Annotated in this window: 15 protein-coding genes and 1 riboswitch; of the genes, 5 read left to right on the top strand and 10 right to left on the bottom strand. The window is 68.5% G+C overall.

Features of this window, described 5'->3' with window-relative positions; translation table 11 throughout:
- Positions 1–76: 76 nt before the first annotated feature.
- The 3 genes from IU448_RS01000 to IU448_RS00990 form a co-directional block, all read right to left on the bottom strand.
- A complete protein-coding gene (locus IU448_RS01000; protein ID WP_280457693.1) occupies positions 77–349 on the bottom strand; it encodes a MoaD/ThiS family protein in 273 nt (90 codons plus the stop codon).
- 4 nt (positions 350–353) lie between these two features.
- Positions 354–1,451 carry a WD40/YVTN/BNR-like repeat-containing protein gene (locus IU448_RS00995; protein ID WP_195053601.1) on the bottom strand — a complete coding sequence of 366 codons (1,098 nt, stop codon included), beginning with the start codon at positions 1,449–1,451 and terminating at the stop codon, positions 354–356.
- A 161-nt stretch (positions 1,452–1,612) separates the two neighbouring features.
- Positions 1,613–2,854: a glutamate dehydrogenase gene (locus tag IU448_RS00990; RefSeq protein WP_195054950.1), complete on the bottom strand. Its 1,242-nt coding sequence runs from the start codon at positions 2,852–2,854 to the stop codon at positions 1,613–1,615.
- Positions 2,855–3,078: 224 nt separating this feature from the next.
- Between IU448_RS00990 and IU448_RS00985 the strand changes: the two genes are divergently transcribed.
- The 3 genes from IU448_RS00985 (at position 3,079) to IU448_RS00975 (ending at position 5,513) form a co-directional block, all read left to right on the top strand.
- Positions 3,079–4,071, top strand: a complete 993-nt coding sequence (locus tag IU448_RS00985) for a LysR family transcriptional regulator (RefSeq protein WP_195053600.1) — start codon at positions 3,079–3,081, stop codon at positions 4,069–4,071.
- Between the two features lie 115 nt (positions 4,072–4,186).
- Positions 4,187–4,744, top strand: a complete 558-nt coding sequence (mug, locus tag IU448_RS00980; RefSeq protein WP_195053599.1) for a G/U mismatch-specific DNA glycosylase — start codon at positions 4,187–4,189, stop codon at positions 4,742–4,744.
- 181 nt (positions 4,745–4,925) lie between these two features.
- Positions 4,926–5,513 (top strand): alpha/beta hydrolase family esterase, encoded by a 588-nt coding sequence (locus tag IU448_RS00975; RefSeq protein WP_195053598.1) that lies wholly within the window; start codon positions 4,926–4,928, stop codon positions 5,511–5,513.
- Between the two features lie 91 nt (positions 5,514–5,604).
- Here IU448_RS00975 and IU448_RS00970 read toward each other — a convergent pair whose 3' ends face one another.
- The 7 genes from IU448_RS00970 to IU448_RS00940 form a co-directional block, all read right to left on the bottom strand.
- The gene (locus IU448_RS00970) at positions 5,605–6,387 is read right to left on the bottom strand and encodes an ABC transporter ATP-binding protein (RefSeq protein WP_195053597.1); all 783 of its coding nucleotides are present in this window, start codon (positions 6,385–6,387) and stop codon (positions 5,605–5,607) included.
- Entirely contained in the window at positions 6,368–7,231 is an 864-nt protein-coding gene (locus IU448_RS00965; protein ID WP_195053596.1) for an ABC transporter permease, read from the bottom strand. The genes IU448_RS00970 and IU448_RS00965 overlap by 20 nt, the downstream gene beginning before the upstream one ends.
- Positions 7,209–8,231 (bottom strand): ABC transporter substrate-binding protein, encoded by a 1,023-nt coding sequence (locus IU448_RS00960; protein WP_195053595.1) that lies wholly within the window; start codon positions 8,229–8,231, stop codon positions 7,209–7,211. Before IU448_RS00960 ends, IU448_RS00965 begins: the two co-directional genes overlap by 23 nt.
- Positions 8,228–8,917, bottom strand: a complete 690-nt coding sequence (locus IU448_RS00955) for a TenA family protein (RefSeq protein ID WP_195054949.1) — start codon at positions 8,915–8,917, stop codon at positions 8,228–8,230. Before IU448_RS00955 ends, IU448_RS00960 begins: the two co-directional genes overlap by 4 nt.
- Before the next feature lie 8 nt (positions 8,918–8,925).
- A riboswitch (TPP riboswitch) is annotated at positions 8,926–9,022 on the bottom strand.
- Between the two features lie 369 nt (positions 9,023–9,391).
- Entirely contained in the window at positions 9,392–10,588 is a 1,197-nt protein-coding gene (locus tag IU448_RS00950) for an acetyl-CoA C-acetyltransferase (RefSeq protein ID WP_195053594.1), read from the bottom strand.
- 13 nt (positions 10,589–10,601) lie between these two features.
- Positions 10,602–11,054, bottom strand: a complete 453-nt coding sequence (locus IU448_RS00945) for a MaoC family dehydratase (protein ID WP_195053593.1) — start codon at positions 11,052–11,054, stop codon at positions 10,602–10,604.
- Between the two features lie 3 nt (positions 11,055–11,057).
- On the bottom strand, positions 11,058–12,212 hold the full coding sequence (locus IU448_RS00940; protein ID WP_195053592.1) for an acyl-CoA dehydrogenase family protein: 1,155 nt from the start codon (positions 12,210–12,212) through the stop codon (positions 11,058–11,060).
- Positions 12,213–12,425: 213 nt separating this feature from the next.
- On the opposite strand from IU448_RS00940, the gene IU448_RS00935 reads away from it, so the two are divergent.
- Together IU448_RS00935 and IU448_RS00930 are read left to right on the top strand one after the other, a co-directional pair.
- Positions 12,426–13,274, top strand: a complete 849-nt coding sequence (locus IU448_RS00935) for a CoA ester lyase (protein WP_324188474.1) — start codon at positions 12,426–12,428, stop codon at positions 13,272–13,274.
- A complete protein-coding gene (locus tag IU448_RS00930) occupies positions 13,261–14,268 on the top strand; it encodes a MaoC family dehydratase (protein ID WP_228811975.1) in 1,008 nt (335 codons plus the stop codon). Before IU448_RS00935 ends, IU448_RS00930 begins: the two co-directional genes overlap by 14 nt.
- The last annotated feature ends 21 nt before the right edge of the window (positions 14,269–14,289 follow it).

Here is a 14,289-nt window from a genome sequence, read left to right as displayed (position 1 = left end):
CCGGCAGGATTTCCGAGAACCGGTGCGGGCCGATCACGTTTCGACGCGGACCCGCCGGGCCGGGTCTGCGGCGCCTTCAGCCGCCGGCGACCGACGGGATGATCATGATCTCGGTATCGGCGCCCACCGGTGTGTCCTGTCCAGCGAGGGTTCGGCATTCGTCGTCGCCGACGTAGAAGTTCACGTAGCGGCGCAGTTGACCGCTCTCGTCGCGCAGCCGGCGTTCCAATCCCGGCGACCGCTCGCGGACGGCGTCCAGAACACCGCGGAGAGTCGCCCCCTCGATATCGAGCTCCTTCGCGCCGTCGACATAGGTGCGCAGCATGGACGGCAGGCGGACGCGGGCCACGGCGCTATCCGACGACCGCGGCACGTACGCACAATACGTCCGGTAGTTTTGCGGCGACGAGTTGCCAATGATCGCCCTCGTCGGGACTGCAGTAGACCTCGCCGTTGCGGGTGCCGAAATAGATACCCGCCGGGTCGGCATCGTCGGCGCACATGGCGTCGCGCATCACCGCAGCCCAGAACCGGCCCTGCGGGAGGCCGTCGGTCTGCGCGGACCAGGTATCGCCGCCGTCCTCACTGCGGTACACCGCACAGCGGGCGTCCGGCGGGAAACGGAAACGCTCCATATCCGCCACCAGCGGGAAGGTGTAGATCACTCCGGCACGCCGGGGATGCGCGACGATCGGGAAGCCGAAATTCGAATCGGGTAGTCCGCCATCGATCGACTGCCAGCTCACGCCCTCGTCGGTGCTGCGGAAAACCCCGCCGTGGTTCTGCAGGTACATGGTGCTCGGGGTATCGGCGTCCAGCGCGACCTTGTGCACACACTGTCCCCATTCCGGCAGTTCGCCCGGCATGAAATCCGCCGTGACCCCCTTGTTCGCCGGCTTCCACGACACCCCGGCGTCGGCGGTCCGATAGACCCCGCCGGTGGAGATGGCGACCGCCATCCGCCGGGTGTCGGCCGGATGCGGCAGGATCGTATGCAACGCCAGCCCGCCGCCGCCCGGCATCCACTCCGGCCGGTGCGGATGGTCCCACAGGCCGCGGACCAACTCGAAGGTCCGGCCGGCGTCGGCGGAGCGGAACAGCGCGGCCGGTTCGGCGCCCGCGTACACCACATCCGGTTCGGCCGCGGTGGCGGGCGTGATCTGCCAGACCCCTTGTAGTGCTGCCCCGGTGTCCGGCGGAAATGCGAGAGGCGCGTCGTCCGGCTCGCTCCAGGTGGCGCCGAGATCGTCGCTGGCCACCATGGTCGGGCCGAAATGGCTGTCCAGTACGCCGGCCAGCAGGCGCGGCGTGGACCGCCGGGTATCGATGGCCAGGGCCTTCACATCGGCCACCGCGAACTGCGGATCACTCACCTCCCAGTTCGACCGACCGTCCTTGCTGCGCGCCAGGAACAATCCCTTGCGCGTCCCGATTCCGAGCAGTACGTCCATCACGTACCTCCATGTCGTCACCGCCACGCCGGCGCGTGTGAGCGTACTCCGCGGGGCCGACAGGTTCCGGCACAACAGAGCGCCGAGGCGTGCCGTGGAACGGGCCGGTCGCGCTCACCGCCAGGTGAGCGCGACCGGCCCGTAGCGGCAGGCGTCTGCGATCAGGGGATCACGAGCGGACCGGAGGCGGCCGACGGCATGGGCTCGTCGGCCAGGCGGTGTCCCGCCTCGCGTGGCGTGACGCCCTCTTCGGCCCAGGCGGCCAGCAACTGCGCGACCTTACTGTGCATGGTGGTGCGCAGCCGGTCGAAGGAGTTCTCCGGATTGTCGTCGACCTCGCCGAGAAGCAGCCACCACGCCCAGGCCACCGCGCCCGCGTTCGCGACGAAATCCGGGAGCACCGCGACCCCGCGGGCGGCGAGCATGGCTTCCGCCTCCGGTGTGGTCGCCGCGTTCGCGGCCTCCACGATGACCCGGGCCCGGATATCGAACGAGTTGTCCGGTGTGATCGCGTAAGAGATCGCCGCCGGAACGAGGATGTCCACCTCGGCGGAGAGCACCGCGGCGCGCGGTAGTTCCTCGACCCCGTCGGGCAGGCGGGTGCGGTCGATCTCGCCGAAACCGTCACGCAGATCCAGCAGCGCCGGGATATCCAGCCCGTCCGCGCAGTACAGCGCGCCGGCGGCATCGGCGACCACAGTGACTTTCATTCCGGCTTCGTGCAGGTAATAGGCCGCGGACCCGCCCATGGTGCCGATGCCCTGGATCGCGACCGTCGTCTCGGCGGGCGCCCGGCCCCGCCAGACCGCGGCGGCGAGGCAGGCGTGCGCGACCCCGTAGCCGCCGATCACATCGCCCAGCAGGAACCCGCCCTCGACTGCCGCGTTCAGTCCGTTGCGGACCCGCTCCAGGGTGGCGGCGGGGTCACCGGCGCGACGGATCGCGGCGTGGTAGCTCTGCCCCAGGCCGAGCTTCTCGAAGACCTCGTCGATCAGATGCTGCGGGACCCCCAGATCCTCCGCCGTCACCCAGTGCGTGTCGAGCCACGGACGCATGGCCTCGCAGAACCGTTCGAGCACACCGGCCGCACCCGGATCCTTCGGGTCGAAATCGATACCGCCCTTGGCCCCGCCGACCGGCAGATCGAAGGTGGCGGTCTTATCGGCCATCCCGCGAGCCAGATCCTCGACCTCCCGCAAGGTGCACCCGGCCCGCATCCGCGTGCCGCCGGTGGCCATACCTGCGCGCAGTGTGTGTACGACGAGGTAGCCGACCGCGCCCGTCAGCGAATCCGTCCACTGCAGCCGCATATACGGTTCGGTCCGGCGTTGCGGTGGCGCGGCGGCCGTTGCCGCGGGAATGTCCGGAAAGGTTTGCGTGGTCACAGGCGGGGTACTCCCCATAGGGTTGTCGATCGCCGTCACGATGAACCACCTCCTTTTCGTGTCCGGCCGTCGCCACCGCATGCGGCAGCCCCGGCGCGCAGATGTTCCGTCCGGACTTCTTCGTCCCCACGGCCACTTGTGTGCCCGGTCCCATAACTGTGCGGTCGCACCTGCTCGCGCGTCTATTTACGGTTGGTTCACGGCAGTGTTCAGCGTTGCTGCACAACGCTTAGGCTCGTTGTATGGACTTGTCGATCCCGCGCCTGCGAATGTTGCGCGAGCTGCATCGACGCGGGACGGTTACGGCGGCCGCGACGGCGCTGCACTATACGGCGTCGGCGGTATCGCAGCAGCTCGCACAGCTCGAACGCGACGTCGGTACCAGGTTGTTCGAACGACGTGGACGCCGCGTGCAGCTCACCGATCTCGGAGTCCTGCTCGCCGAGCATGCCGAGGAGATCCTGGCCGCTGTCGAACGCGCGACCCAGGCACTCGAGGATGCCGGCGAATCGGTATCGGCGACGCTGAAGGCCGGTGTGTGGGCGTCGGTGGCCTCCGGCCTGATGCCGGACGCACTCACCTCGCTTTCCCGGTCCCATCCGGGGATCACGGTGCGGACGCGGGAACTCGCTCCGGAAGCGACCGCGGCGGCGGTACGCGACGGCGTGCTGGATCTGTCGTTCGTACTCGACTATTCGAACTATCCGATGGCCTGGGACCGTGGCCTGCAACGCGCGGTGATCGCGGTGGAGCGGATCCACGCCGCCGTCCCGTCCGGGGCGGTGCCCGGGGCCAGTGTGACACTCGCCGAACTGGCCGAACATCCGTGGATCCTCGCCCCGGCCCGCTCACATTTCGGGCAGGCGGCGCGGCTGGCGTTCCAATCGGCGGGCGTCGCCCCGCGGATCGACCACGAGGTGGAGGAGCAGGCGACCGCGATGGCGATGGTCGCGGCCGGACTCGGTGTGGCCCTGGTATCGGATCTGGGCCTGGCCCTGCGCCCACCCGGTGTGGACATCATCGCGCTCGGTGACATCCTCACCCGGACCGTATCCCTGGCCTACCGCACCAATTCGGCCCGCCGGGCCGCGCTACTGCTGGTGGTGGACGCGATCAGGACCGCCGCCGCGGAGAAAGGCCTGGGCGCCGATACCGCACTCCCGGCCCCGGCCGCTCCGGCATCGCCCGCACCACCGCCGCACGATGTGAACGGCCGGCGCCTCGGACTCGGCTGAACCGCAACGGCGTCCGTCCCGCGCCACGCGGCCGGCGACCGGGCCGAGCAGCGGCCGGTGGGTGCCGCTCGGGAGCGCTACTCCGATGCCCGGGTGGTTGCGGCAGACTGTCGGGATGGCACGTTCGGCTGCGTATCGTCCCTCCCCGGCCGAACTGGCGGCCGCCGAAGGCAGTACCGTTCCAGATCTACTGGCACCGGGCCTGCGGGTACTGTTCTGCGGGATCAATCCGGGCTTGTGGTCGGGGGCCACCGGTCATCATTTCGCCCGGCCGGGTAACCGGTTCTGGCCGGCGCTGTTCCGCTCGGGTTTCACGCCGCGGCTCTTGCGCCCCGACGAGGAGGCGGAACTACTCGAGCTGGGTCTGGGTATCACGAATGTCGTACCACGCACGACGGCGAAGGCCGCGGAGCTGACCGCGCAGGAATTGCGCGACGGTGGCCGCGACCTCGCCGACCGGGTACGCGAGTACCGTCCGCGGGTCCTCGCGGTACTCGGCCTGGGGGCCTATCGCACGGCATTCGCCCGGCCCCGGACCACAGTGGGCCGGCAGCCGGATACGCTCGGCGGAACCGAGATCTGGGTACTGCCGAATCCGAGCGGGCTCAACGCGCACTACACGCTGGACGCATTGGCCGCAGAATTCCGTACGCTGCGCGCGGCACTGGAATAGACACCGGCGGAGGACGCCGACCATCCGACACCGGGCTGCACCACCTGTCTCCAGGCGCAGGCAGATGCCGAGGCGTTCCGCCACGCCGACGGCAGCCGAGGTTGGTTTCGAGGCCGGTCGTCACCCATCGCCCGAATCCCCGGACCGCGAACCGATGCCGTGAGAAACTCATTTCCGTGAAGTGGAATACCGTTTCCGTCCTGCCACGCCGGGGGACACCGTCTCGACCGACCCGGTGGCGCACCTCGATCCGCTGGCCTGCCACCTGTCCGACCGGATAGCCGCCATCGCCCCGGTCGCGGGGGTACAGGATTTCGCCTGGTGCAAGACCTCCCGGCCGGTGCCGGTCATCGCCTTCCACGGCACCGCGGACCCGATCGTCGCCTACACCGGAGGCGCGGGACCCAATGCCCGCTTACTGCCCTCCCCCGACGGCACCGGGTCCTCCGTGGGCACCGAGCGCAACGGCCCCACGGTCAACGGGCCGGGTCCCGCGAGTGTTCCGGAGAGCGTCGCAGGATGGGCGCGGCGCAACGGATGCGGCGTCGCATCGGACCGGCGGCAGATAGCCCCCGACGTCTACCGCGAAAGCTATCCGTGCCCCGCCGGCGCCGAGGTCGAGCTGTATTCCATCCAGGGCGGCGGTCATGTCTGGCCCGGCGACACTGCGGTGCCGTTCCCGGAGATCTTTGTCGGCAGAAACACCACCTCGATCGACGCCACGCAGCTGATCTGGGATTTCTTCGAAGCCCATCCACTACCGGAATGAACGGTCACCGGGACGGCCCGGTAGCGGAAGTCGGTCTACGGATCGCGTCGGGAACCGGGGCGTATTCGCGTCGCTCGGCCGGCCCCGGCCATCAACACGTTTCCGCTGTCAATACATCGAGCAGTTCCTGCTCCAACGCGCCGAACTCCGGGGTCGTGATCACGGACAGGGTGCGTGGCCGTGGCAGGTCGACGCGCACCTCGCGGCGCACCCGGGCCGGCCGGGCAGACAGGACAACGACGCGGTCCGACAGGTAGACCGCCTCGCGGATATCGTGGGTGATCATCAGGACCATCCACCGATACCGTTGCCAGACATCCTGCAACCAGGCCTGCATCTCGGTGCGCGTCAACGAGTCGAGCGCACCGAAAGGCTCATCCAACAGCAGTAATTCGCGTTCCTGGACGACAGTGCGCAGCAGCGCGGCACGCTGCCGCATACCGCCGGACAGCTGGGACGGGCGAGCGTCCTCGAATCCGGACAGCCCGAAGGCATCGAACAGTTCGAGGGCCCGGCGCCGGGCCTCGGCTTTCGGCACACCGTGCACCTGGAGTCCGAGAACGGTGTTGTCGAGAACGGTTCGCCACGGAAACAGCAGATCCTTCTGCGGCATATAAGCGCAGTGCGCGGCCGCGGGCCGGGTATCGTCACCGAAGCCGATACGGCCCGAATCAGGGATCTCCAGCCCGGCCAGCGTATTGAACAGGGTGCTCTTCCCGCACCCGCTCGGACCGATGACGGAAACGAACTCACCGGGCTGCGCGATGAACGACACACCGGCCAGAACCTGTCGGCGCCCCTGCCTGCGGCCCGGGAGCGGAAAAGATTTGCCGAGGGAATCGACGACGAGTCGATTACCGTGCGAATCGGCCACGGCCGCTCCTGTCCTCTGTCCGCGACCACGGCGCGACGACCCGCTCGACCGCGAACGTCAGCAGGTACAGCGCGATGCTGAGGAGCGCTGTCACGAACACGGCCGCCAGCACCAGGTCGGTGCGGAACGAGTTCTTCTGCAAGCTCATGTAGATACCGAGCCCCTGGCGCGCCCCGACGTACTCGGCGAACACCGCGCCGACTACGGCGTAGGTGATGCCGATGCGCAGCGCCGTGAAGAATCGGGGTACCGCCGACGGCAGGCGCACATAGCGGAAGACCTGAACGCGTGAAGCACCCATACTGCGCAACAGCGCGCCCGCATCCCGGTCGGCCGCGGCGAATCCCTCGATCAGGCCGATCGCCATCGGGAAAAAGGTGACCAGCGCGACGACGAGAACTTTCGGTAGCAACCCGAAACCGAACCAGATGACCATCAGCGGCGCGATCGCGATGATCGGCAGAGTCTGTGAGGCCACGAACAGCGGGACGAAGGCGCGGCGTAGCCACGGCGAGAAATCGACCACGACGGCCAGTAGCCAGGCCAGGCTGAGCGATAACGCGAAACCGGTGGCGGTCACCTGCAAGGTGGCGACGGCGTGGACGGCTATCTCGTCGCGGTGTGCCCACCCCTGTTCCAGCACACGTAGGGGTGACGGAAGCAGTTGCGGCCGAATACCACTGATTTCCACGTAAACCTGCCAGCCGGCGACCAGAAGCACCACTGTCGCGAGTGCCGGCACCAGTCGGCCGAGCGCCGAGAACCCGGAACCGGTTACCGCAGGCGGTGTGGAGGACGGCGGGTTGCCGGGCGCCGCGACGCTATGGGGAGGCGAGATATTCATCGGTGAAATACGTCGACCAGTCGGGTTCCTCGGCCAAGGGCGCACCGTCCGGCCCGGTGAGCAGGCCCTTGTCGAACAGGAAACCGGAGTTCGCGGCCCACTGCTCCCGGGTCTGGGTGCCTACCCGGCCGCCGGAGTCTTTCATGAACTGTTCGGCCAGCATGCGCTGACTCTCGAACACCAGCGATTCGTCGGGGAAGGCACCGGGGTTGGCGTCGAGCAGATCCTGGGCGGCGGCGGCCGGTTCGTCGGCGGCGAACTGGTATCCGCGTTGCAGAGCCTGGACGAACTTCGCCGCGCGATCGGGATTGGCCGCCAACCAATCCTCATTGGCGTCGATCACGATGGCATACGCGTCGGCGAAACCGAAATCGGTGTAGCGGAAGTACTTCATCGGGGTGCCGTGGTGTTCGGCCTCGATACCCTCCCAGGCGAGATAGGACACGGTGAAATCCGCCTGCCCCGAATAGACCGCCTCGTACGCCGAGGTGCCCAGGGTGACCGATTCGAATTCGCCCGTACCGCCGTCGTTGCGGATCACCTGCTGCAGTGCTTCCACCTCGCCGGGGTCGCCGAAGCCGGCGTAGGTCTTACCGTCCAGGTCTTTCGGGGACCTGATATCGGCCCGGTCCGCCTTCACCCCGATCCCGGTGGCCCAATGTTGCAGCGGTGCGAGCACCGAGATCGTATGCCCGCCGGAGGCGCGGGAGAACGTCGACGAATTATGGGTACTGATACCGAATTCGGCGTTACCGGCATCGATGACCGTATCGACGGCGGTGTTGTTGTACGGCAGGATCTCCACGTCCAGGCCGGCCTCGGCGAACCAGCCCCGCTGCTGCGCCACGAACAGTCCGGTGTGGTTGGTGTTCGGCGTCCAGTCCAGGGCGAAGCGGATGGTTGCGTCGTCACCGGTCCCCGCGGAGCAGGCGTTCAGCGCAGTCAGTGCCACCAGTGCGGCGGCTGCCGTCGCGAGGGTCCGGCGTAGGCGGCCGGTCACGGGGCGGGCCAGGGCTGCGGATGCAGGGCGGTATCCCAGAACATCAGTTCGTACCGGGTGGCGACGGTGAATGCCGTCACCATCGCCGCGCGGTCCCGCTCACTGGCGACCTCCGCCGCGGCGTCGACCATCGTGCGGGCCGCGGCCGCCGACTCCTGGAACTCCGCGTCACCGTAGGTGGCCACCCACCGCGCGTAGGGGTGCTCGGGATCGGCGGCCGAAACCGCGGCCGCGCGTGCGGCGAGATCGCGCCCGACCTCGGCGTATATCCAGAAGCACGGCAGCGCCGCGGCCGCGCCCACGGCGTAGGACTCGGTGGCGGCGGTGGCGATCAGATAGGAGACGTAGCCGAGGCAGGCCGCCGAATGCTCCGGCTCCCCCTCGCGTGCGGGCAACTTTCCGCCACCGAGCAGTTCGTCGTGCAGGGCGGTCTCGACCGACACCGCCGAGGCGGCCGAATTCGCCCAGAACCGTGCTGCCTCGGCAGTCGGCGCCTTGGCCGAGAGCAGGGCCAGCACCTTCGAATAACCGGTCAGGTACAGCGAATCCTGCTCGATATACGTGCGGAAAACCTCGGGTGGCAGGGTGCCGGCCCCGAGCAACCGGAGGAATTCGAGATCGTCGATGGCGCCGCGCAGCGCCTTCGTCCGGTCCCAGAGGTGATCGGTGAAACGGCCGGTTTCCATGGTATGCGCGGACAACGCCAAGACATCCCTTCGTCAGCATTACCTGGACAGGTTCCCGGGTGTGATCTCAGCCCCGCGCCGTGCGGAGCACCCCGTGTCAGAACGAATCCGACCATACCAGTGGCGCGTCGCATGACAAGTGGTGAGATGCCCCGGATAATGCCGCCCCGATCCGGGCCGTTGCGTACGGCCGCCGGGCAACCGCTTCCCGGCGCACGCACCAACACGCTTCCCGGCGCACGCACGAGCCCCGACAGTGATCAGCCGGCCGAGGAGCTCGCTGCGCCGACGGCGTAATCCCACTGCCCGGTTCCGGTGGTTCCGGCGAAACTCGATCCGGCTGCCGGAACGCCACCGTCCGGGGTTGCGGCATCGGCGGGTGCACGTACCCGGCTGCCCCGCCGGTCGTATTCGTTGCCGACCGCGTGCCGTGCGCGGCGAGTAACGCCCTCGGCCGGCCGAGCAGGGTGTGGTTCAGGCCGAAACTACCGACGCCGCCATCCCCTGGCCTCCGCCGATGCACATCGTGAGCAGTGCGCGGCCGCCGCCGCGCCGGCCGAGCTCGTGCAGCGCCGTGGTCAGCATGCGCACGCCCGTGGCGCCGATGGGGTGGCCGAGAGAGATACCGGAACCGTTGACGTTCAACCTGTCCCGGTCGTCCCAGCCCCAACCGCGGAGTACGCCCAGGACCTGGCAGGCGAAGGCTTCGTTGAGTTCGATCAGATCGTAGTCGGCGAATCCACGTCCGGTGCGGGCGAACAGTTTGTCCACGGCGGCGACAGGGCCGAGGCCCATCAGAGCGGGGTCGCAGCCGGCCGCCGTCCAGCCTTCGAGGAATCCGATCGGTTCGAGACCGAGTTCGTCGAGGCGGTCTTCGGCGACGACGAGCACCGCCGCGGCGGCGTCGTTCTGCTGGCTCGCGTTACCCGCGGTCACCACGCCGCCGGGCTGCATCGACCGTAGTTTCCCGAGCGAATCGGCGCTGGATTCGGGCCGGATGCCCTCGTCCCGGGCGAATATCGTCACCGCACCCTTACGATCGGTGACCTCGACCGGCACGACCTCGGCGTCGAAGCGCCCGGCTTCCCAGGCCGCGTGGGCGCGCCGATGGCTTTCCGCGGCGAGCTGATCGGATTCCGCGCGGGTGATCCCGTACTTCGCCGCGACGTTCTCGGCGGTTTCGATCATTCCGCTGATCCGGCCGAAGCGCCATTCCGGCTGCGAGCGTTCGCGACCGCGATCGAGCCGGTCGAACAGTTGCAGGCCACCGGATTTGGCGCCCCAGCGCGCACCGGTCGTGTAGTGCTCGATCGTGCTCATCGATTCCACGCCACCGGCCAGTACCACCTCCGCGGCACCGGTCTGCACCATCATGGCGGCGGTCACCAGCGCCTGGAGGCCGGTGCCGCAGCGGCGGTCGGTCTGCAGGCCGGCGACCGAGATCGGCAGTCCGGCGTCGAGGGCGGCCCAGCGGCCGATACACGGGGCTTCGGAGTTCGCGTACGACTGGCCCATCGCGACATCGTCGATGCGTTCGGGGTCTATTCCGGATCGTGCGACGGTTTCCTTGATGACGGTAGTCGCCAAGGTCACAGCCGGCACATCTTTCAGCGCTCCGCCGAAGCGGCCGACGGGGGTGCGGACGGGGGCCACCAATGCTGCGCGTGTCATGGGATTTCGCTCCTCAGTCGACCAGGACGCGAATGGTCTCGGCGACCAGCGCCGGACGCCGGGCGCCGTCTATTTCGATGGTGTAGGTGGTGATCAGGTTGGCGCCCTTGGGCGTTCGTTCGAGCGATTCCAGCCGGGCTCCGCAGCGGATCTTCGAGCCCACCGGCACCGGCGCGGGAAAGCGAACCTTGTTCATGCCGTAGTTGATCTTCATCCGGACGCCCTCGATCTCGAAGATCGCGGCGCCCAGTGCGGGCAGCAGCGACAACGTCAGATACCCGTGCGCGATCGTGCTGCCGTAGGGGCCCGCGGCCGCCCGTTCGGGATCCACGTGGATCCACTGGTGGTCGCCGGTCGCGGCGGCGAAGGCGTCGATCCGGTCCTGGGTCACCTCGAGCCACTCGCTGTAGCCGAGATGGGTGCCGACTGCGGCCGCCACCTCGTCGATTCCCTGGAAAACCCGCATGGTTCACAGCCCCCCGCGGGCGACGAGCTGGGCCGCGATCACATTGCGCTGGATCTCGTTGGTGCCTTCTCCGACGATCATCAGCGGAGCGTCGCGGAAGTAGCGTTCGACGTCGTACTCGGTGGAGTACCCGTACCCGCCGTGGATGCGAACCGCGTTGAGCGCGATCTCCATCGCGACCTCGGAAGCGTATAGTTTGGCCATTCCGGCTTCCATATCGCAGCGTTCCCCGCGGTCGTACATTTCGGCCGCATGCCGGGTGAGCTGGCGGGCGGCGGTGAGTTTGGTGGCCATATCGGCCAGGTAGTTGCCGACCGACTGATGCTTCCAGATCGGCTCGCCGAAACTTTCCCGCTGTTGCGCGTAGGCGAGCGAATCCTCGAGGGCGGCCGCGGCGACGCCGAGGGCGCGGGACGCCACCTGGATCCGGCCGGTTTCGAGGCCCTTCATCATCTGCGCGAAACCTTTACCGGGCACGCCGCCGAGAATGGCGTCCGCTGTGATCCGGTAGCCGTCGAACGACAGCTCACAGCTCTCGACCCCCTTGTAGCCGAGTTTGGGCAGGTCCCGGGACACCGTGAGGCCGGGGCCGTGTTCGACCAGCACGATCGACATACCACGGTGCCGCGGGGTTGCGGCCGGGTCGGTCTTGCACAGGAGGGCGATAACTCCCGATCGCCGCGCGTTGGTGATCCAGGTCTTGGCCCCGTTGATCACCAGATCGTCGCCGTCTCGTTTGGCGTGGGTGGTCATGGCCTGCAGATCCGAGCCGCCGCCGGGTTCGGTCAGCGCCATGGTCGCCCGGATCTCACCGGTGGCCAGCCGCGGCAGATACTGCTTCTTCTGCTCCTCGGTGCCGAACAGGCCGATCAGTTTCGCGACAACGGTATGGCCGCCCATCGCGCCGGACAGCGACATCCAGCCGCGGGCGAGTTCCTCGGTGACCTGCACGTAGCACGGCATCGAGACCGGGGTGCCGCCGAATTCCTCGGGAACGGCCAGCCCGTAGATACCGATCCGCTTCATCTGGTCGATCCACGCCTCCGGGTACCGATTGGCATGTTCGACTTCCTGCACCGACGGTTTCACCTCACGATCGATGAACTCGCGCACCGTTCGCACCAGCAGCGCTTCTTCGTCGTTCAGGTAGTAGCTCACGCGCGATGTCCTCACCGTGTGGCGGGCCCGGCGGGCCCGCGGGAATCCGTACGGCCATAGTCGACCGGCTGAAAGAATATGTCAATCATGATAAGCATATGCATGGTATTCGTTCGCGGGCCGGGCCCCGCTCCGCCAATCGACCCCAGGCGGCGCGACCCACCCCCGGCGAATACCCCGGCACGCAGCGCACGATCGATAAGGAACCCGCCCGTGAGAATCATCCGCCGACGAGCAGCCCTCGTCGCCCCCGGCTCCGACGAGAAGAAAGCACGGAAAGCGCTGGCCGGCAGCGCGGACGAGGTGATCCTCGACCTCGAGGACGCCGTCACGCCCGCCCTGAAGGCCGACGCCCGGTCACTCGTCGCGGAACTGGTCCGGGAGTACGGGAAGACCCGGCCGGTCTCGATCCGCGTGAACGGCCGGACCACCGACTGGTTCGCCGACGATCTGGCCGCGTGCGCCGCACTCGGCGACGTACTCACCTCGCTCGTGATCCCCAAGGTGGAGAGCCGTGCGGATCTGGTCGCCGCCGATTCCCTGCTCGGCGCCGGCGTGCCCGTACAGGCGCTGATCGAAACACCTGCCGGAGTGGGCGCCATCGACGAGATCGTCACCGGTCCGCGCCTGACCGCTGTCGTGATCGGTTACGCCGATCTCGGGGCCGCCCTGGGCCGGGCCCGCACCGTGACGCCCCAGCAGTGGTTGTTCGTCCAGGATCGGGTACTGCACGCGGCCCGGGCGGCCGGCATCCAGGCCGTCGACGGCCCATTCCTCGGTATCGCCGACGATGAACCCTTCCGGGAGGCGACGCGATGGGTTGCCGGCCTGGGTTTCGACGGGAAATGGGTCATCCATCCGGCCCAGATCGCCACGGTTCGCGATACGTTCACCCCGACCGCCGACGAGGCCGAGCGGGCACGACGCGTCCTGACCACGCTCGCGGAAGCCGCGGCCCGGGGCGCGGGAGCGGCCCTGCTGGACGGCCAGATGCTGGACGAAGCCGTCGCGGTGGCCGCCCGCCGCACTCTCTCGATGTCCGGAGTCCATGATGAGCAGTGATACCGTGCGCGCCGTCGGCGGCCCCTATTTCGACGAGTTGACCGTCGGCCAGATCTTCGATACCGCGCCCGCGGTGACGCTCACCGACGGGCTCGCCGCCGTGCACCAGAGCATCCTCGGCGACCGGCTCCGGCTCCCCTTGGACGCCCATCTCGCGACCGCCGTCGCCGGAGCCCCCGTGGCGCATCCCGGACTCGTGGCCGATCTGTCGATCGGCCAGTCCACGCTGGTCACCCACCATGTCAAGGCCAACCTGTTCTACCGGGGACTGCGGTTGCACCGGCTGCCGCAGATCGGGGACACATTGCACACCACCACCGAAGTGGCCGGGCTGAAACATAATTCGGTGAAACCGGGACGCCGGCCGACCGGCCTGGCCGCATTGCGCATCACCACGACCGACCAGCACGGCGCGACAGTTCTCGACTACCACCGCTGCGCCATGCTGCCCCTGCGCGAAGCTCCGTCCGCGGGCGCACCCCGCCACACCGACGACCTCGCCACCATCGGCGCGGAAACGGCGCCGTTGCACAGCGCCCCGGCCGAACTGGACCTGGCGGCCTACCGCGCACGCGTACCCGGCACGCATTTCGATCCGGCACTGGCCGGCACGACCTTCACCTCCAGCGGCGATGTCGTCACCGGCGCACCCGAACTCGCCCGCCTGACCCTCAATATCGCCGCCACGCACCACGACGAGCGGGCCGGTACCGCCGGACGTCTTGTCTACGGCGGTCATACGATCGGCCTCGCGCTCGCCCAGGCCTGTCGTGCGCTGCCCGATATGGTCACCATCCTGGGCTGGCAGTCCTGCGACCACACCGGCCCCGTCCACGAAGGCGACACCCTCACCAGTTCGCTGCACGTCGAGGCCGCCGAGGCGCTACCCGGCGGCGGTGGCACACTCGACCTCCGGTCGTGCGTGTCCGCCCACCGCGGCGACGAGGCCCCGGCCCCGGTACTGGACTGGCGGTTCACTGCCCTGTTCGCCTGACCCCCATCTACGCACGAGAGG

The sequence above is a fragment of the Nocardia flavorosea genome (genome assembly GCF_015477805.1).
GTDB lineage: Bacteria > Actinomycetota > Actinomycetes > Mycobacteriales > Mycobacteriaceae > Nocardia > Nocardia flavorosea_A.
The sequence above is the reverse complement of the archived record's forward strand: the minus strand, read 5'-3'. Positions and strand labels throughout refer to the sequence as shown.